Below are 18148 nucleotides of genomic sequence, written 5' to 3'. Positions count from 1 at the left end.
CGGAATAACGGAGAGAGGGAGACTGCCGTGGACTATGAAACGATACTGGTGGAGAAACGCGATGAGGTGGGCATCATCACGCTCAACCGCCCCAAGGCGCTCAACGCTCTCAATTCGGTGCTTCTGAAAGAACTGCGGCACATTCTTTCCTCTTTTTCCGCTGACGATTCCATCGGTGCGATCATCATCACCGGATCGGAAAAGGCATTTGCCGCCGGCGCCGACATCAAGGAAATGCAGGGGCTGGATTTTGTCGATGCCTATGTCGGCGACTTCCTTGGCGGCTGGGAAGAGGTCGCATCGACCCGCAAGCCGGTCATCGCAGCAGTCTCCGGCTTTGCGCTCGGCGGCGGCTGCGAGCTGGCAATGATGTGCGATTTCATCATTGCTTCGGACACGGCGAAATTCGGCCAGCCGGAAATCACGCTCGGCGTCATTCCCGGCATGGGCGGCTCGCAGCGGCTGACGAGGGCCGTGGGCAAGGCGAAGGCCATGGATCTGGTTCTGACCGGCCGCATGATGGATGCGGCGGAGGCGGAGCGCGCCGGTCTCGTATCGCGGATCGTGCCGGCCGCAAATCTCATGGATGAGGCGGTGGAGGCTGCGACACGCATCGCCTCGCTGTCGCGCGCTTCCGTCCTCATGGCCAAGGAAAGCGTCAATCGGTCCTTCGAGGTCCCTCTGGCGGAGGGGCTCAGATATGAAAGACGATCCTTCCAGTCGCTCTTTGCAACGGCGGATCAGAAGGAGGGCATGGCGGCCTTCGTCGAAAAGCGCAAACCCGCTTTCCGGAATCGCTAAGGATTCGGAATATCGGCGCTTTTAAGCGTTTTGCGCGTTGACGGGCGTAAGCTTTAGCGGTATATGCCCGCCCACGGTTAAGGAAAGCCATCCGGCTTGTCCGAAATTACTCCCGCATTCTTGGGTTACGTGAGGTCGTCGAACGACCCGATCCTCTGGTTGCGGAATTTGGTTTGAATTCGAAGAGAGGCATACATGGCCAATACAACTTCGGCGAAAAAGGCGACCCGCAAGATCGCTCGCCGTACCGCAGTCAACAAGGCTCGCCGTTCGCGCGTTCGCGGCTTCATCCGCAAGGTCGAGGAAGCGATTGCTTCGGGCGATCTGGCAGTAGCCACCGAAGCTCTGAAGGCAGCTCAGCCCGAGATCCAGCGCGCCGCCACCCGTGGCGTTCTGCATGGCAACACCGCATCTCGCAAGGTGTCGCGTCTCGCACAGCGCGTTAAGGCCCTTTCCGCCTAATCCGGCTAATCACAAATAATTATTCTAAAAGCCTGGTCTTCTGACCGGGCTTTTTGTGATTCTAACCGCCTGTTAATCATTCCTGCCGTAACGTGACAAACGCGTGTCAGATGGACGACAGGAAATATTTAGCAAAAACAATGGCTTGCTGGAGGTATCTCCGGAAATGGGAAGCTTTCTCTACGGAAGTCCCGACGAGTTTTGAGTCAAGAAGATTTTTATTTTTTTGCCAAAATCGCCTCTCAAAAAATGCCAAAATTGAATCTCATTGATTCATAAGCGATTCTGCTTCGGACCTTGCCGGTGATGCAAAACGGCCTATGCGAGTCAATGGCCGATCTGAGTTTTTGCAGAAAAAACGCCATTGATCTCTCCCCACGATCCTGCCTAAATGCATTTCAACAAGGGGTGCGGATCTCAGTCCACAGATTATCGTGATGATCACATCGACGGTATTCACCTTCTTGCTGGCGGGTCTTTCGAGGTCCGTTTTCTCAGGTCATGGAGCTTTTTGTGCCGTTTCGGTCTCGGAACGGGCGGGAGCTTTTTGTCCTCAAGAGTGCGCCTTTAGGTTGTAGCGAAAGGAGCGTCTTTAGCGTGTCGCAGGCCTCTCCATGAGGGGGAGGGAAATGGGATAACCGGCTCGCAAACGAGTAGAAGCCTTTGACGTTCTTTCGAGGGGAGCGCTGGAGGCAAGAATAATACGAGGGGGATCTCTGGCGATCGATTTCTGGTCGTCAGGCTATGATTGGCAATTTGAAAGGCGGCAATATGCAATTGAATTTGGCGATGGGTGCGGTGGCTGATGGGGACCGCGCACCGAAGGGTCGTGATGCAGCTTGCTCAGATGCGGCAGGGGACAAATCGGCAATGAAGCACGATGCGCTGTTTGAACGTTTTAGCGCGCGGCTTAAGGCACAGGTTGGTCCCGAGGTCTATGCAAGTTGGTTTGCAAGGCTCAAACTCCATTCCGTTTCGAAAAGCGTCGTCCGTTTTACCGTTCCGACGACCTTTCTGAAGTCCTGGATCAACAACCGTTATATGGATCTGATCACCAACCTCGTGCAGAGCGAGGACCCGGATGTGCTGAAGGTGGAAATTCTTGTCCGCTCCGCCAGCCGCCCGGTCCGTCCCGCGCAGGTCGAGGAGAGGGCGCAGCCCGTGCAGGACGTAGGCACGGTTCGCAATAAGTCCTTCATTCCGTCGCAGCCCGCGACAACGCCGTCCGCACAGCCTGCGGCGGCCCAGACAACCCTGCGTCAGGGAAGCTCCGGTCCGCTGTTCGGTTCGCCGCTTGATACACGCTTCACCTTCGACACCTTTGTCGAAGGCTCGTCCAACCGGGTAGCCCTTGCGGCGGCAAAGACGATCGCGGAAGCGGGTGCCGGTGCCGTGCGCTTCAATCCGCTGTTCATCCATGCGGGCGTCGGCCTTGGCAAGACGCACCTTCTGCAGGCGATTGCGAACGCCGCCATCGACAGCCCGCGCAACCCGCGCGTGGTCTATCTGACGGCCGAATATTTCATGTGGCGTTTCGCAACCGCGATCCGCGATAATGATGCGCTGACGCTGAAGGACACGCTGCGCAATATCGACCTGCTCGTCATCGACGACATGCAGTTCCTGCAGGGCAAGATGATCCAGCACGAATTCTGCCACCTGCTGAACATGCTGCTCGACAGCGCCAAGCAGGTCGTGGTGGCGGCTGACCGTGCACCGTGGGAGCTGGAATCGCTCGATCCGCGTGTCCGTTCGCGTCTTCAGGGCGGCATGGCGATCGAGATCGAAGGTCCCGATTACGACATGCGCTACGAAATGCTCAACCGTCGCATGGGTTCGGCGCGTCAGGACGATCCGTCTTTCGAGATTTCGGACGAAATCCTGACCCACGTTGCCAAAAGCGTGACGGCAAGCGGGCGTGAGCTTGAAGGCGCCTTCAACCAGCTGATGTTCCGTCGCTCATTCGAGCCGAACCTCTCGGTTGACCGTGTCGATGAACTGCTGTCGCACCTCGTTGGAAGCGGTGAGGCCAAACGCGTGCGTATTGAGGATATTCAGCGCATCGTCGCGAAGCACTATAATGTGTCGCGGCAGGAACTGGTGTCCAACCGTCGTACCCGCGTCATCGTCAAGCCGCGCCAGATCGCCATGTATCTGGCCAAGATGCTGACGCCGCGTTCTTTCCCCGAGATCGGTCGCCGTTTCGGCGGTCGCGACCACACCACGGTTCTCCACGCGGTGCGCAAGATCGAGGAATTGATTTCCGGCGACACCAAGCTCGGCCATGAGGTTGAGTTGCTGAAGCGCCTGATCAACGAGAACAACGCATAATAAAAGCGGCCTTCGGGCCGCTTCAATCCGTTGGCCATCATCCCGCAATAGGCGACGTCATCCTCGGGCTCATCCCGAGGATCCAGCCACGTTTCGGAAAGTCATGCGGCTGCGGATGCTCGGGACAAGCCGAGCATGACGCATAGAAGGTTTTCGGATTTTGTTATGCCCTCAAGCGGCCCGCTGGGCCGCTTTTTTTTAATTGGCTTTTCGGGTCGCTCAATGCCGCCAATCAGCAGGCGAGGTCGGCCACCACTGCATCCAGAATGAGCATGCCGGAAGGCGTGCAGCGCAGGCGGGAATTGCCGAGCCTTTCCACGAAACCGTGTTGCAGAAGGAATTCTTCCTTTTCCGGGTCGAGGTCGCGGCCAGACAGATCGCTCCAGCGGGCGAGATCGATACCCTCGCGCAGGCGAAGGCCCATCAGCAGCAATTCGTCGGCCTGCTCATCTACGCCGAGCATTTCCTGATCGACCATGCCGTGGCCTTCCCGCTCGACGGTCTCGAGCCAGGTTTCCGGGTGGCGCTCGGTGGCGGTCGCGAGCTTGGAGGCACCCTTGGTCAGGCGGCCATGGGCGCCGGGGCCGATGCCGGCATAATCGCCATAACGCCAATAGGTGAGGTTATGGCGGCTTTCCGCGCCGGGCCGGGCATGGTTGGAAACCTCATAGGCCGGCATGCCGTAACGCTCGGTGATTTCCTGCGTCGCTTCATAAAGCACGGCCGACTGTTCGCCATCCGGCACGATGAGCTTGCCAGCCTTGTGCAGCCCGTAAAAGGGCGTGCCTTCCTCAATGGTCAGCTGGTAGAGCGACAGATGGTCGACGGCATAGGAGACAGCCTCCTTCAATTCGGCGTCCCATTCGGCCACCGTCTGGTTCGGACGGGCATAGATGAGATCAAAGGACATGCGCGGGAAGATTTCCCGTGCCAGCCGGATGGCTTTCAGCGCATCGGCAACATCATGCAGACGGCCGAGGAATTTCAGATCCCGATCGTTCAGCGCCTGCACACCAAGCGAGACGCGATTGACGCCCGCCGCCCGGTAACCGCGAAAACGTTCCGCCTCGACGCTTGAAGGGTTGGCCTCCATGGTGATCTCGATACCATCCGGCACATGCCAGAAGCGCGAGACGCCATCAAGAACTGCGCCCACCGTCTGTGGATCCATCAGCGATGGCGTGCCGCCTCCCATGAAGATGCTGGTGACCACGCGCGGGCCGCTGAGCGCCCGCATATGTTCCATTTCACGCAGAAAGGCAGCCGTAAACCGTTCCTGATCCACCGGACGGTGGCGGACATGGCTGTTGAAATCGCAATAGGGACACTTGGCCGCACAGAAGGGCCAGTGCAGATAGATCCCGAAACCGGGATCGCCCGTGTCCGGCAGAAGCGATGCGCCGGGGGCAGAAAAATGATGCTCCCCGACCATCGGGTTCATGCCTCCAGGCAGGTTTCTACGAATTTTTTAAAGGCGCGGGCACGGTGTGACAGCGCTACCGCGTCACCCGGCTTCCAGCCATGTTTTTCGTCCGCCGTCATCTCACCGAATGTAGTGTCATAGCCTTCAGGTTTGAAGACGGGGTCATAACCGAAACCGCTCGTACCGCGCGGCGGCCACACCACATTGCCTTCAACCTCGCCGCGAAAATATTCGACATGCCCGTCGGGCCAGGCAAGGCACAACACGCTGACGAAGCGGCCTGTGCGATCTTCCGGGTTGGATGCGCCGCGTTCGGCAAGCGCATCCTCGACCTTCCGCATGGCCATGGCGAAGTCGCGCGTGCCGTCGGCCGTCTCCGCCCAGTTGGCGGTATAGACGCCGGGCGCGCCATCCAGCGCATCGATCACCAGACCGGAATCGTCGGAAAGAGCAGGCAGGCCGGACGCCTTTGCGGAGGCAAGCGCCTTGATGGCGGCATTTTCCTCAAAGGTGGTGCCCGTCTCGTCCGGCTCTTCGAAATTCAGCTCGGCAGCCGATTTGGCGGAAAAGCCGAAAGGTCCGATGAGATCGGCAATTTCGGCGATCTTGCCCTTGTTGTGGCTGGCGACGACGATCGTTCTAGTATCGAGCTTGCGCATGACGTTTTCCTGTCGGCTCAGGCAATCGCCTGTTTCTGAAGGGCGACCAGCTCGCTGCAGCCTGCCTTTGCAAGGCCGAGCAGCGTCAGGAATTCCTCTTCGGAGAAAGGTGCGCCTTCCGCCGTTCCCTGAACCTCGACGATGCCGCCGGAGCCGGTGATGACGAAATTCGCGTCGGTCTCGGCGGAGGAGTCTTCCAGATAATCGAGATCGATGACGGGTTGTTTTGCGAAGATACCGCAGGAGATCGCCGCGATGTGATCCTTGAGGACCTTTTCGACCTTGATCATGTTGCGGGTTTCCATCCACTTCAGGCAGTCGTGGAGAGCAATCCATGCGCCGGTGATCGAGGCGGTGCGTGTGCCGCCATCGGCCTGAATGACGTCGCAGTCGATGCTGATCTGGCGCTCCCCGAGCGCCTGCAGATCAACGACGGCGCGGAGCGAGCGGCCGATGAGGCGCTGGATTTCCTGCGTGCGCCCACCCTGCTTGCCGGCGGCGGCTTCGCGCTTCATGCGTTCATGGGTGGAACGCGGCAGCATGCCGTATTCGGCGGTGACCCAGCCCTTGCCGCTGTTGCGCAGCCACGGCGGCGTCTTTTCCTCAAGGCTTGCGGTGACGAGCACATGCGTGTCACCGAACTTGACCAGACAGGAGCCTTCCGCATGTTTCGAGAAATTACGCTCGAAGGAAACCTTGCGCATCTGATCGGTTTTTCTGCCTGAAGGCCGCATATGATCCACTCTCCATGTTGGTTCCTGCCTTCTAAGGCGAGGCCCGGGCATTTGCAAAGCCAATTTCCATTTTGTCCCAGCGGTGCGACGCATTATATTGATGCAAACAGGATTTGGATGACAAAGAACGGACGAGATGGGCTTTTCAGCACCGCTTTCAAAAGATCAGGCATCGCTGCTGGATGAACGGTCGCGGGAGATTTTCCGGCGCATCGTCGAAGGCTATCTCGACACCGGCGAACCTTTGGGATCGCGCAGCCTGTCGCGGCTGCTGCCGATGTCGCTTTCACCCGCCTCCGTCCGCAACGTCATGAGCGACCTTGAGGAACTCGGCCTCATTTATTCGCCGCATATCAGCGCCGGGCGCCTGCCCACCCAGACGGGGCTGCGTTTCTTCGTCGACGCCTTCATGCAGGTGGGCGATCTGCCTGCTGAGGAGCGGGCGAACATCGACCGGCAGATCGGCCCGGTCGCCGGCCACGAGCAATCTCTGGAAGGGTTGCTCACGGAGGCGAGCCGCATGCTATCAGGCATGTCGCGCGGTGCGGGCCTCGTGCTGACAGCCAAGAACGACGTCATCCTCAAACATGTGGAATTCATCCGGCTGGAGCCCACCAAGGCGCTCGCCGTGCTGGTCGGCGATCACAACCAGGTCGAAAACCGCATCATCGAATTGCCCGCCGGCATTTCGTCATCACAATTGATCGAGGCGGCGAATTTCATCAATGCCCATCTGTCCGGCCAGACGCTGCAGGAGCTGCGAGCCCAGTTCCAGAGGCAGCAGGCGGAATTGCAATCGGAATTGGGCACGCTGGCGCAGGATCTGATCGAGCGCGGCCTGGCCGTCTGGGCGGGGGACAATGAGGATGGCAAACTTGGCCGCCTCATTGTTCGCGGGCGCTCCAACCTGCTCGAAGGTCTCGCCGGTGAGGAAGACATTGATCGCGTGCGCCTGCTGTTCGACGATCTCGAGCGCAAGGAAAACCTCATCGAGATCCTAAATCTTGCGGAAAGCGGCTCTGGGGTCAGGATTTTCATCGGTTCGGAAAACAAGCTCTTTTCATTGTCCGGTTCATCGCTGATCGTCGCGCCCTACCGCGATGAGGAAAACCGTGTCGTGGGTGCGGTCGGCGTCATCGGTCCCACCAGGCTCAATTACGCCCGTATCGTACCTATGGTGGACTATACAGCGCAGATCATGGCCCGCCTTTCCCGCAAGCAGAGATAGGACAAAGCCGCAAGGTCAGAGAATGCGGCAAGCTTTTCGCCGCAAGCCTTGATTTTTGCCCGTCAAAGCTCGATATCGGGCGCAACCAACAACATTCAAATCTGGAGAACGTCATGACCGACGATACAAAAAAGCCCGGACCTGACGCTGATGTCGCCGAAGAGTTTGTCGAACCCGCGCTTGCCGGGGAAGAACCTGCCGAAGCCGCCGAACCCGATCCGGTCGAACTGCTCAAGGCCGAAAATGCCGATCTGCGCGACAAGTTCCTGCGTCTCGCAGCGGAAATGGACAATCTTCGCCGCCGTACCGAACGCGACGTCAAGGATGCCAAGTCCTATTCGCTCGCTGGTTTCGCACGCGACATGCTAGCCGTTTCCGACAATCTTCGCCGCGCTCTCGAGGCCATTCCGGATGAACTCAAGACCAATGGCGAAGCCGGCCTCAACGGTCTGATCGAAGGCGTGGAGATGACCGAGCGCTCGATGTTGTCGACGCTGGAGCGCCACGGCGTGAAGAAGATCGATGCCGAGGGTCAGAAATTCGACCCGAATTTCCACCAGGCCATGTTCGAAATCCCCAACACAGCGGTTCCGAACAACACGGTCCTTCAGGTGGTTCAGGCCGGCTTTACCATCGGTGATCGCGTGCTGCGTCCCGCCATGGTTGGCGTCGCCAAGGGCGGCCCGAAAGTTGAGATATCCGCATCGGCTGAGCCGGGCACCTCTTCTCTCAATGAAAAGGATGCCTGAGGCATTCTCTTCTTACCCCAATAAAAAACGCGCCTTCAGGGCGCGTTTTTTATGTCATGAAAACTGAGGCCAGCAGAAAAGTGGCTATCAGGCCGCCGTCGCCTGCTCCTGATTGAGGAAGGCGTAGATTGCCGTGTCGGAATCGGTGGCGCGCAGCTTGGCTACCAGTTCGGGGTCGCGCAGGGCGCGCGCAATTCTGGAAAGCGCCTTCAGGTGATCCGCGCCGGCGCCCTCGGGCGCGAGCAACAGGAAAACCAGATCAACCGGCTGATCGTCCAGCGCTTCGAAATCGACCGGGGTTTCAAGGCGTGCGAAAACGCCCGTGATCTGGTGAATGCTGCTGAGCTTGCCATGCGGAATGGCAATGCCGTGCCCGACGCCGGTGGAGCCGAGTTTTTCACGCTGGAGGATGACGTCGAAAACTTCCCGTTCCGAGACTCCGGTAATTCTGGCTGCCTTTGCGGCCAGCTCCTGAAGCAATTGCTTTTTGGAATTCACCTTGAGGGCGGGAATAATCGCATCTTGTTGCAGCAAATCTGCCAACGCCATTCTCTTTTTCCTTCATGCCATCGAGACGATGTGGGAGGCAGATACGCTTTCGCGCCCCGCCTCCCACAGTCCTGTCAGACTGTTCAGCTCTTGATCGTTTCCGCGTCGATCCAGCCGATATTGCCGTCATGACGTCGGTAGACGATGTTGAGATATTCCTTGCCCGGGCTGCGGAAGAGCAGAACCGGTTCGTCCGTCATGTCGAGCGCCATCACGGCGCTGGCAACGGACATTGTCTTTATCTGTTTCGAACTCTCTGCCACGATGGTGGGTGCGTAATCTTCAGGGACCTCGTGATCCTCATCGGGAATAGCATCCATCACCGTATAGGCGATTTCCGGCATCGCGCCATTTGCGCCGCTATGATGGTCTTTCAGCTTGCGCTTGTAGCGACGCAGGCGCTTTTCGATCCGCTCTGCGGCTGCATCGAAACTCGCTTGCGGATCATTTGCCTGACCCGCCGCATGCAATACAACGCCCGTATCGAGATGCAGCTTGCAATCGGCGGCAAAACGCGATCCCGACTTCTCGACGGTCACTTGGCCTGAATACCCCCCATCGAAGTATTTGGTAACTGCCAGACCTATATTGTCCTCAATCCGCTGACGGAAAGATTCACCGATCTCCATATGTTTACCAGATACACGCACACTCATGGAAATTTTCCTTTTTGTAGTGATTTGCGAGTACCAGCTTACGTCAAGCCGAGCGCGCATCCAAGCGTTTCGAAGACCTTAAAAAGCCCCCATTCGAATTTTACGCCCATGGACGGTGGAGATGAATCCGTTACAAATGACCTTGCTTACGTGTGCGGCGGGCTTCTAGCCCCTGGCGTGACAAGAGTCAATGGTGCAGCCGGGGTGCGGCAGCCAAGCCCTGAAAACGTGATCGTTTTCGCTGCTCAGTAGGCGGAAGCTCTTGCCTGCGCCTTCTTTTCCCGACGCCTCTGCACGGAGGAGGGGATGTTCATCGCCTCGCGATATTTGGCGACGGTGCGGCGGGCGAGATCGATGCCGCTCTTTTTCAGATTGTCGACGATATCGTCGTCGGAAAGCACCGCGTCGGCGGCCTCCTGCGCGATCATGCCCTTGATGCGGTGGCGCACCGCCTCCGCCGAATGGCTGTCGCCGCCTTCCACGGAGCTGATCGATACGCTGAAGAAATATTTCAGCTCGAACAGCCCGCGCGGCGTCAGCATGTATTTTTTCGACGTCACGCGGCTGACGGTGGATTCATGCATCTTGATGGCGTCGGCCACGGTCTTGAGGTTCAGCGGTCGCAGGTGATCCACGCCGTTGACAAGAAAGGCGTCCTGCTGGCGAACGATTTCGGTGGCCACCTTCATGATTGTGCGGGCACGCTGGTCGAGGCTGCGGGTCAGCCAGTGGGCCGTCTGCATGCACTCAGCCAGAAAATCCTGATCCTCACCCTGACGGGCCTTGTGTCGCGAGACCTCGGCGAAATAGGTCTGGTTGATGAGTACGCGGGGCAGGGTCTCGGGATTGATCTCGACAAGCCAGCCGCCTGCTGATGAGGGGCGAACGATGATATCAGGGACGATTGTCTCCGAGACCATCGAATCGTAGCCGGCACCTGGGCGCGGATTGAGCGTGCGGATTTCCGCCAGCATGTCGAGAAGGTCCTCTTCATCGACGCCACAGATTTTTTTCAGGGCCGCGAAATCCCGTTTGGCCAGGAGCTCCAGATTGTCGACAAGCGCCCGCATGGCCGGATCGAGGCGGTCCTTCTGGGCAAGCTGGATCGCCAGACACTCGCTCAGCGAACGGGAAAACACGCCCGGAGGGTCGAAACCCTGAAGGGTCTTCAAAACCTGCTGCACTGCCGAAGGAGTAGCTCCCAGTCGTTCCGCGACATCATCGACGGCATCCGTCGCGATATATCCTGTTTCGTCGAGCTGGCCGATCAGCGCATCGGCTATCATCCTGTCCTCCGGGGAGGATATGGCAAGCGGCAATTGTTGATTGAGATGGTCACCGAGGCTTTGTCTCGCGGCAACGAAATCGTCGAGATCGTAACTTTCGCCGGACTCCTGCCCGGGCATGGATTTCCATTGGCTTGCCAGCTCGGGGGCATCGGCCTTTCGGGGTTCGCCATCGTCGGGAAAGACGTTTTCGAAGCTGGTATCGAGCTGTTCGCCAAGATTGGCGGCGCGCTCGCCATACCAGTCGTCGCTATCGGCCGTTACCGTTGCGGATTTGTCGGAGGCCTCGCTGTCGGCATCGCCGAAATTCTCTGCATCCGCAGGGCTGTCGCCGCCCAAATCGCCATCGTTTGCCGCAATTTCGAGCAGCGGATTGCGTTCAACCTCCTGCGCGATAAACTGCGTCAGTTCGAAATGCGTCATCTGAAGCAGCTGGATGGACTGCATCAGTTGCGGTGTCATCACGAGAGACTGGTTTTGACGCAGCAAAAGGCTGGCAGATAATGCCATGGCGGACGCGAAACTCCCCTTACAGCTTCTCCATTGCCACAGTTTTCATAAATTTTGCGAGGGCAAGAGAACTTGGCCCAAAAATTGCTTTTTTATTATGTTTGGTCAAGCGTCAGGGCGGGGCGCGATGAAGAATCTTTCGCGCCCGAAGCTTACAGGCTAAAATTATTGCCGAGATAGAGCCGACGCACGTCCGGATTGTTGACGATATCGTCTGCGCGGCCATGGGTCAGAACCTCACCGGCATGGATGATGTAGGCGCGGTCGATGAGGCCGAGCGTTTCGCGAACATTGTGGTCCGTAATGAGAACGCCGATCCCGCGTGCGGTCAAATGCCGGACGAGATTCTGGATGTCGCTGACGGAAATCGGATCGACGCCCGCAAAGGGTTCGTCCAGAAGCATGAAGGTCGGATCAGTCGCCAGAGCGCGGGCGATTTCCAGACGGCGGCGTTCACCACCCGACAGCGCGACAGCGGGCGACTTGCGCAGCTGCGCAATGTGGAACTCTTCCAGCAGTTCATCAAGCTTGCGGTTGCGCTTGGCGCTGTCAGGCTCGTGTACTTCCAGTACGGCGCGGATGTTTTCCTCGACCGTCAGTCCACGGAAGATAGAGGCTTCCTGCGGCAGATAACCGACGCCGAGGCGCGCGCGCCTGTACATCGGCATGCCGGTCACATCGTTACCATTGATGGCGATCTTGCCGGAATCCACCGGCACGAGGCCTGTGATCATGTAAAAACAGGTGGTTTTGCCCGCGCCGTTCGGACCGAGCAGCCCAACTGCCTCGCCGCGGCGCACGACCAATGACACGCCATTGACGACCCGGCGCGTATTGTAGGTCTTGGTCAGACCATGCGCGATGAGCGTGCCTTCATAGCGAGCCTTGTCGGCCGGTGAGGGCGCGTCCGCGGACCGGTCGCGTCCACCGCCAAATATTTTTGAGATCGAGGGTATCTTCACGAGGTGAGACTACTGTTTTTTCTGCGATTTTGGATCGAGCATGATCCGGACGGGGCCGCCGCAGCTTTCGAGCTTGGCCTGTCCCGTATTCATCAACACAGTCAGCTTGCAGCCGGTGAACACATTCGTGCCCTCGGACAGCACGACCTGCTTGCCCGTGAGGATGAAGGTCTGCGCCGCCATGTCGAACTCGCCGTGATCGGCCGTGGCCTTCTGGGTTTCGGACGTCAGATAGACGTTATTGTCCACGAAGATTTTTTCGATGTTGGCATCACCGCTGGTGAGCGACGAACCTTGCCCCTTGTAGTTCACGGTCATCTTGCCGGCCTGAAGGGTGGTCGTGCCCTGCACCACTTTCACATTGCCGGTGAAATAGGCCTTGCGCTCCTGATCCCGGATTTCGAGCTGATCGCTTTCAATCGCGATCGGCTGATCGCCGGAAAGCTTCACGCCCTGCATGTTGCTGGTGGTGTTCTGGGCAAAAGCCACAGTTGCAAGGCACGAGAAAAAAAGACCAGCAGCTGTAAGGCCGGCGGATCTGCCAATGGAAACGGGACGGGAAATTTGCATCATCTGGACCGGGCTCTCACTTGCCTTCATTTTTGATATTGGATGCAGCGATACGTGCCCGTACCTGCCCCGAAAATGTAATCGTCTTGCCATTATCGGCGATATCAATCGATTGCGCAACAATCGAGCCGTCGTTTGTTTTGATTGAAACGGGCTCCCGGCTGCTCATTTTTCCGGCTTTCAGATCGACGTCCGCAGACTGGAACTTCGCTTGTATGCCATTGCTGAGATTGATGTCAAAAGGTGCGGTCATCTTCAGCTTATTGGTGGCCCGGTCGAAGATGCCTTCCTGGGCGATCACCTGGGCGATACCATCGTTCACCGGCACGGCGGCCAGAACCTTCTCAAGCGTCATCAGGTTGGGGTTGGCGATGTCCTGCAACGCACGGTCGGCGTTCATGGAATAGTCGATCCCCTTCTCGTTGCGGCCCGCAACGGCGGGTTTTTCCATTACGATCTTGCCGTCTTCGATCCTTGCGCTTTCCAGCGAAACCTCGTCGGGCGCCCAGGTTCGGATCAGCGAAACAGCGATGAAGGCAAGCGAAATGACCGCTGCGCCGAGCGGCAGGATAATTTTCAGCCGTTTCACGCGCGCAGAATGCCTGAGCGCGCGCTCGTAAGCGCCGTTCTGGTCATTGGGCAGCGGAAATGCTGGCGCTGGTTCGCGGAGTCTTTCAAGCATAAGAGTGGATCCGGAAAACTTCCTGGGCACCATTTTAGCGCGCAACTGAAGCTTATATGTTTATCTTAATGTCTTTGGCATGAGTGCTTTGTCCTGCCAATATGGTTTTTGTCTGGAAACGTGCAAGGGAAATGCGAATTTTATCGTAATTCTGGTTTCCTTATTGTTTCCTTGCGGCTTCGCGTTAGAAGAACCATATGGCCGTGATGCTTATGTCGCTTCAAAGGCCGGATGGCAGAGGTTCACGATGGATAATATGGCGATAGCGGATCGCAGGCGTTTGCGCCGCAAGCTGACTTTCTGGCGGATTGCCGCTGTTCTCCTGCTCGTCGCCGGCATTTTCAGCCTTTACCGGTTTTTATGGACCGAGCCGCAGCAAAGCGCCAAGCCCCATATTGCCCGCGTCGAGATTTCCGGTCTGATCCAGGACAATACCGAACTTCTGGAGCGGCTCGACAAGATTGCCAAGAGCGATAATGTCAAAGGCCTGATCGTTTCTATTTCCTCGCCCGGCGGCACCACCTATGGCGGCGAGCGCATCTTCAAGGCCATTCGCGGCGTTGCGGAAAAGAAGCCGGTCGTGTCAGATGTCCGCACGCTGGCGGCTTCCGCCGGATATATGATCGCGTCGGCCGGCGATACCATCGTCGCCGGGGAAACCTCGATCACCGGCTCGATCGGCGTGATCTTTCAATATCCGCAGGTTGGCCAGTTGATGGAAAAGCTGGGCGTCTCGCTGGAGGAAATCAAGTCTTCTCCATTGAAGGCCGAACCTTCGCCCTTCCATGAGGCGCCCGAAGAGGCAAAGACGATGATCCGCGCCATGGTGATGGACAGCTATGGCTGGTTCGTCGACCTTGTGGCCGATCGTCGCAAGCTGCCGCGCGAGGATGTGCTGAAACTCGCGGACGGATCGATTTTCACCGGCAGGCAGGCGCTCGCCAACAAGCTGGTCGACACGCTGGGTGGCGAGAAGGAAATTCGCGGCTATTTCGAAACACGCGGCGTCGCCAAGGATCTGCCGATCGTCGAATGGCGCGCGCCATCGTCCCGTTCGCCTTTTTCGCTTTTCAGTGTTGCGCAAATAGCGAAGTTTCTGGGATATGACGATTTAATTCCCTTTGCGGGCTCCGGCCAGCTCGGTGCGGACAAGTTGTTTCTTGACGGTCTTGTTTCCGTTTGGCAGGTTGATCCGCGTTAAAAATCCAATTCTTTCAGGGGGCAACCGTGATCAAGTCTGAACTGGTGCAGATCGTTGCTGCGCGTAACCCGCACCTTTATCACCGTGACGTGGAAAACATCGTCAATGCGGTGCTGGATGAAATCACCGATGCCCTGGCGGCAGGAAATCGTGTCGAGCTTCGTGGTTTCGGCGCATTTTCGGTGAAAAACCGTCCTTCGCGATCCGGCCGGAACCCACGCACGGGTGAGTCGGTTTTCGTCGAGGAAAAATGGGTGCCTTTCTTCAAGACGGGCAAGGAACTGCGCGAGCGCCTGAACCCTGGAATGGGTGACGAAGAGGACGATTGATCGTTCTTGCCGTTTGGCGACGGAAACGGAGCCGGCGGAACCCCGCAGCGATGGAGTATTCTCGGATGTCGAAAAAAATCATCAACCTCATCATCCTGCTTCCGCTGGCGATTATCCTCGTCATCCTGTGCGTGGCCAATCGTCAGGCCGTGACGTTGGCGCTCAATCCGTTCAGGCCCGAAGACGGTGTTCTGTCCTTCACCGCGCCGTTTTTCGTATTCCTGTTTCTGGCGGTCATTTTCGGCGTGCTTCTGGGATCTTCGGCCACGTGGTTTGCGCAGGGCAAGCACCGCAAGCGCGCCCGTATCGAGGCGAAAGAGGCCGTTCGCTGGCATGACGAGGCGAACCGGCAGAAAGCCGCCGCGACCGGACATGTTCCAAATGCGGGCCAACTCCCGGCAAAGTGATGTAGCCGACATTCGTTCCGGCTCTAGGCGAGCGGCGTGTGGAATGCTATTTGCTGCGCGATAAGACGCGGGCAGAAGCGGAAAGATTTCCATTGAAGAAAAAAGACAGCCGGCCGGGCAATCGCGTGCGTGCCGGGAGCGAAAAAAAACAGGTTCATGCCGCAAAGCCGGCACGGCGGGCGGATACGGCACCGAAAAAGCGCGAGCCGGATGCGGTGCGCAGCGTGCCGAAACCTGCGCCGAAGGAAAAGGCCATTCCGGCGACAGCCGTTGAGCAGGCGCCCGCGCGGCCTCTCAAGCCCCGCACCGGCGAACGTCCCGCAGAACAGGTTCCGGTCATTCTGGAATCGAGTGGTGCCGGCGATTTTCACCTGATCGACAGCGGCAACGGCCTGAAGCTCGAACAATATGGAGACTATCGCGTCGTCCGTCCCGAGGCGCAGGCCCTGTGGCAACCGTCGGTTCCCGATCGTGTATGGCAGAATGCCGACGCCATTTTCACCGGCGATACCGATGAGGACGGCATGGGCCGCTGGCGTTTTCCAAAGGAAGCGCTTGGCGAAACCTGGCCACTCTCCCTGCTCGGGGTCGATTTTCTTGGTCGTTTCACGGCCTTCCGTCACGTCGGTGTATTCCCGGAACAGATCGTCCATTGGGAATGGCTGAAAAATGCCGTCGAGAGCGCCGACCGGCCGCTGAAGGTGCTGAACCTGTTTGGTTACACCGGCGTCGCCTCCTTGGTTGCGGCGGCTGCGGGGGCTGAAGTCACCCATGTCGACGCCTCCAAGAAGGCGATCGGCTGGGCGAAGGAGAACCAGGCGCTTGCCGGGCTCGAACAGGCGCCGATCCGCTGGATTTGCGAAGACGCGATGAAATTCATCCAGCGTGAGGAGCGCCGCGGCAGCACCTACGACATCATCCTCACCGACCCGCCGAAATTCGGCCGCGGCACCCATGGTGAGGTCTGGCAATTGTTCGATCATCTGCCGCTGATGCTGGATATCTGCCGCGAAATCCTGTCGCCCAGGGCGCTCGGCCTGGTGCTGACGGCCTATTCCATCCGTGCAAGCTTCTATTCGATGCATGAGTTGATGCGCGAAACCATGCGTGGCGCCGGTGGCGTCGTGGCATCCGGCGAACTCGTCATTCGCGAGGCCGGGCTTGACGGCAAGACGCCGGGACGGGTGCTTTCCACATCGCTGTTCAGCCGCTGGGAGCCGAAATGACGAACGACATGCGCGAAAACACCACGCGCCGGGTTGGCCAGGTCAAGGAAGTGACCAGCCTTGCCAATCCCATCATCAAGGATATCAAGGCGCTCACCCAGAAAAAGGGCAGGGAAGAGACCGGCACCTTCATGGCGGAAGGCTTAAAGCTGGTCATCGACGCGCTTGAACTGGGCTGGACGATCAAGACGCTGGTTTATGCCAAGGCCGCCAAAGGCAAGCCGCTGGTGGAGCAGGCGGCGGTGAAGACGGTCGCCTCTGGCGGTTTGGTGCTGGAAGTCAGCGAAAAGGTTATCGCCTCGATCACCCGCCGCGACAATCCGCAGATGGTTGTCGGCATTTTCGAGCAGAAATGGAAACCGCTGAAGGATATCCGCCCGGAAAAGGGCGAGACCTATATCGCGCTCGACCGGGTGCGTGATCCCGGCAATCTCGGCACCATCATCCGCACCGCGGATGCGGCGGGCGCTTCAGGCGTCATTCTCGTCGGCGATTGCACCGATCCCTTTTCGTTGGAAACGGTTCGCGCCACCATGGGTTCGGTTTTCGCCACGCCTGTTGCCCGCGCTTCGGTCGAGGAATTCCTCTCCTGGAAAAAATCGGCCAATGTCAGCGTCGTCGCCACCCATCTCGCCGGCTCGGTCGATTATCGAAAGATCGACTATGCCGGAAAGCCGGTCGTGCTTTTGATGGGCAACGAACAGTCTGGCCTGCCGCCGGAACTGGCAGGCAAGGCCGATCAGCTCGCCCGTATTCCCCAGCAGGGACGCGCCGACAGCCTCAATCTCGCCATCGCAACCGCCGTCATGCTTTTCGAGGCGCGGCGACATCTCCTCGAACTGACACCGGTGAAGTAATGGCCAAAGCGGCGTTGTTTTCGAAATTTGGTCCGGCTTTCGCGCTGATCGTTGCTGCCCTTGTGCTGGACCAGATCGTCAAGCAACTGGTCGAAGCCTATCTGCCGCTGCAGGAAATGGTGCCGGTCATTCCGTTTCTGGCGCTTTACCGCACCTATAATCTCGGCGTGGCATTTTCGATGCTGTCGGACATGCACGGCTGGTTCATCGTCAGCATGCGGCTCGTCATTGTGGTCTTCGTCCTGTGGCTCTGGCGCAAGACGGCAGCGGACCGAACCTTCGCCCATCTCGGCTTCGCCTTCATCATCGCGGGCGCGGCCGGCAATCTTCTCGACCGCTTTTTCTACGGTCACGTCATCGACTATATCCTGTTTCACACAGACACATGGTCCTTCGCGGTCTTCAATCTGGCCGACACTTTCATAACCATCGGCGCGGGCTGCGTCATTCTCGATGAGTTTTTACACGCTCGGGCAGCTAAAAAGTAAAATTTTAGGGTTTCAACAAAACATATCAAAACCGCTGC

The 18148-nt window shown here is 58.3% G+C and carries 20 protein-coding genes; 11 read left to right on the top strand and 9 right to left on the bottom strand.

Translation table 11 applies throughout. The features are described 5' to 3' along the window. The first annotated feature begins 27 nt into the window (after nt 1-27). The 3 genes from G3A56_RS09855 to dnaA all read left to right on the top strand — a co-directional run bounded on the left by G3A56_RS09855 (nt 28) and on the right by dnaA (nt 3594). Nucleotides 28-801 (top strand): enoyl-CoA hydratase, encoded by a 774-nt coding sequence (locus G3A56_RS09855; RefSeq protein WP_003493473.1) that lies wholly within the window; start codon nt 28-30, stop codon nt 799-801. 195 nt (nt 802-996) lie between these two features. After that, nucleotides 997-1263 carry a 30S ribosomal protein S20 gene (rpsT, locus tag G3A56_RS09850; RefSeq protein ID WP_003493474.1) on the top strand — a complete coding sequence of 89 codons (267 nt, stop codon included), beginning with the start codon at nt 997-999 and terminating at the stop codon, nt 1261-1263. Between the two features lie 744 nt (nt 1264-2007). Then, on the top strand, nt 2008-3594 hold the full coding sequence (gene dnaA, locus G3A56_RS09845) for a chromosomal replication initiator protein DnaA (RefSeq protein WP_003493475.1): 1587 nt from the start codon (nt 2008-2010) through the stop codon (nt 3592-3594). A 232-nt stretch (nt 3595-3826) separates the two neighbouring features. On the opposite strand, the gene hemW is transcribed toward dnaA, so the two are convergent. The 3 genes from hemW to rph are packed head-to-tail and all read right to left on the bottom strand — an operon-like array spanning nt 3827 to nt 6410. Beyond that, entirely contained in the window at nt 3827-5026 is a 1200-nt protein-coding gene (gene hemW / locus G3A56_RS09840) for a radical SAM family heme chaperone HemW (protein WP_082184573.1), read from the bottom strand. 5 nt (nt 5027-5031) lie between these two features. Further along, nucleotides 5032-5676 (bottom strand): RdgB/HAM1 family non-canonical purine NTP pyrophosphatase, encoded by a 645-nt coding sequence (gene rdgB / locus G3A56_RS09835; protein ID WP_082183569.1) that lies wholly within the window; start codon nt 5674-5676, stop codon nt 5032-5034. A gap of 17 nt (nt 5677-5693) precedes the next feature. Next, nucleotides 5694-6410: a ribonuclease PH gene (gene rph / locus G3A56_RS09830; protein ID WP_046799315.1), complete on the bottom strand. Its 717-nt coding sequence runs from the start codon at nt 6408-6410 to the stop codon at nt 5694-5696. A gap of 136 nt (nt 6411-6546) precedes the next feature. Between rph and hrcA the strand changes: the two genes are divergently transcribed. Together hrcA and grpE are read left to right on the top strand one after the other, a co-directional pair. After that, on the top strand, nt 6547-7638 hold the full coding sequence (hrcA, locus tag G3A56_RS09825) for a heat-inducible transcriptional repressor HrcA (protein ID WP_082183570.1): 1092 nt from the start codon (nt 6547-6549) through the stop codon (nt 7636-7638). A 113-nt stretch (nt 7639-7751) separates the two neighbouring features. Next, entirely contained in the window at nt 7752-8387 is a 636-nt protein-coding gene (grpE, locus tag G3A56_RS09820) for a nucleotide exchange factor GrpE (RefSeq protein WP_082183572.1), read from the top strand. An 87-nt stretch (nt 8388-8474) separates the two neighbouring features. Here the strand turns inward: grpE and ptsN are convergent, their stop codons facing one another. The 6 genes from ptsN to lptC form a co-directional block, all read right to left on the bottom strand. Further along, the gene (gene ptsN, locus G3A56_RS09815; RefSeq protein ID WP_003493488.1) at nt 8475-8936 is read right to left on the bottom strand and encodes a PTS IIA-like nitrogen regulatory protein PtsN; all 462 of its coding nucleotides are present in this window, start codon (nt 8934-8936) and stop codon (nt 8475-8477) included. 83 nt (nt 8937-9019) lie between these two features. Then, nucleotides 9020-9592, bottom strand: coding sequence for a ribosome hibernation-promoting factor, HPF/YfiA family (hpf, locus tag G3A56_RS09810; RefSeq protein ID WP_082183573.1), 573 nt, complete (start codon nt 9590-9592; stop codon nt 9020-9022). Nucleotides 9593-9837: 245 nt separating this feature from the next. Next, the gene (rpoN, locus tag G3A56_RS09805) at nt 9838-11388 is read right to left on the bottom strand and encodes an RNA polymerase factor sigma-54 (RefSeq protein WP_082183574.1); all 1551 of its coding nucleotides are present in this window, start codon (nt 11386-11388) and stop codon (nt 9838-9840) included. Between the two features lie 152 nt (nt 11389-11540). Beyond that, complete coding sequence (gene lptB, locus G3A56_RS09800; RefSeq protein WP_003493493.1) at nt 11541-12350, bottom strand: LPS export ABC transporter ATP-binding protein; 810 nt, start codon at nt 12348-12350, stop codon at nt 11541-11543. Nucleotides 12351-12359: 9 nt separating this feature from the next. Beyond that, the gene (locus G3A56_RS09795) at nt 12360-12923 is read right to left on the bottom strand and encodes an LptA/OstA family protein (RefSeq protein ID WP_035241518.1); all 564 of its coding nucleotides are present in this window, start codon (nt 12921-12923) and stop codon (nt 12360-12362) included. A gap of 13 nt (nt 12924-12936) precedes the next feature. Then, nucleotides 12937-13602 carry an LPS export ABC transporter periplasmic protein LptC gene (lptC, locus tag G3A56_RS09790; RefSeq protein WP_082183576.1) on the bottom strand — a complete coding sequence of 222 codons (666 nt, stop codon included), beginning with the start codon at nt 13600-13602 and terminating at the stop codon, nt 12937-12939. Nucleotides 13603-13849: 247 nt separating this feature from the next. Here lptC and sppA point away from each other — a divergent pair, with 247 nt between their 5' ends. The 6 genes from sppA (at nt 13850) to lspA (ending at nt 18110) form a co-directional block, all read left to right on the top strand. Further along, nucleotides 13850-14803: a signal peptide peptidase SppA gene (gene sppA / locus G3A56_RS09785; protein WP_082183577.1), complete on the top strand. Its 954-nt coding sequence runs from the start codon at nt 13850-13852 to the stop codon at nt 14801-14803. Nucleotides 14804-14805: 2 nt separating this feature from the next. Continuing rightward, nucleotides 14806-15132 (top strand): integration host factor subunit beta, encoded by a 327-nt coding sequence (locus G3A56_RS09780; protein WP_219256707.1) that lies wholly within the window; start codon nt 14806-14808, stop codon nt 15130-15132. A 65-nt stretch (nt 15133-15197) separates the two neighbouring features. Continuing rightward, a complete protein-coding gene (locus tag G3A56_RS09775; RefSeq protein ID WP_003493507.1) occupies nt 15198-15539 on the top strand; it encodes a LapA family protein in 342 nt (113 codons plus the stop codon). A gap of 92 nt (nt 15540-15631) precedes the next feature. After that, nucleotides 15632-16765 carry a class I SAM-dependent rRNA methyltransferase gene (locus tag G3A56_RS09770; protein WP_137067517.1) on the top strand — a complete coding sequence of 378 codons (1134 nt, stop codon included), beginning with the start codon at nt 15632-15634 and terminating at the stop codon, nt 16763-16765. Next, complete coding sequence (locus G3A56_RS09765) at nt 16762-17622, top strand: TrmH family RNA methyltransferase (protein ID WP_082183579.1); 861 nt, start codon at nt 16762-16764, stop codon at nt 17620-17622. The genes G3A56_RS09770 and G3A56_RS09765 overlap by 4 nt, the downstream gene beginning before the upstream one ends. After that, nucleotides 17622-18110, top strand: a complete 489-nt coding sequence (gene lspA / locus G3A56_RS09760) for a signal peptidase II (RefSeq protein ID WP_082183580.1) — start codon at nt 17622-17624, stop codon at nt 18108-18110. The genes G3A56_RS09765 and lspA overlap by 1 nt, the downstream gene beginning before the upstream one ends. Nucleotides 18111-18148 lie beyond the last annotated feature (38 nt).

The organism is Rhizobium oryzihabitans, assembly GCF_010669145.1.
In the GTDB taxonomy this organism is placed as follows: domain Bacteria; phylum Pseudomonadota; class Alphaproteobacteria; order Rhizobiales; family Rhizobiaceae; genus Agrobacterium; species Agrobacterium oryzihabitans.
Note: the sequence above shows the minus strand (reverse complement) of the source record. Positions and strands in the feature narration are given on the sequence as shown.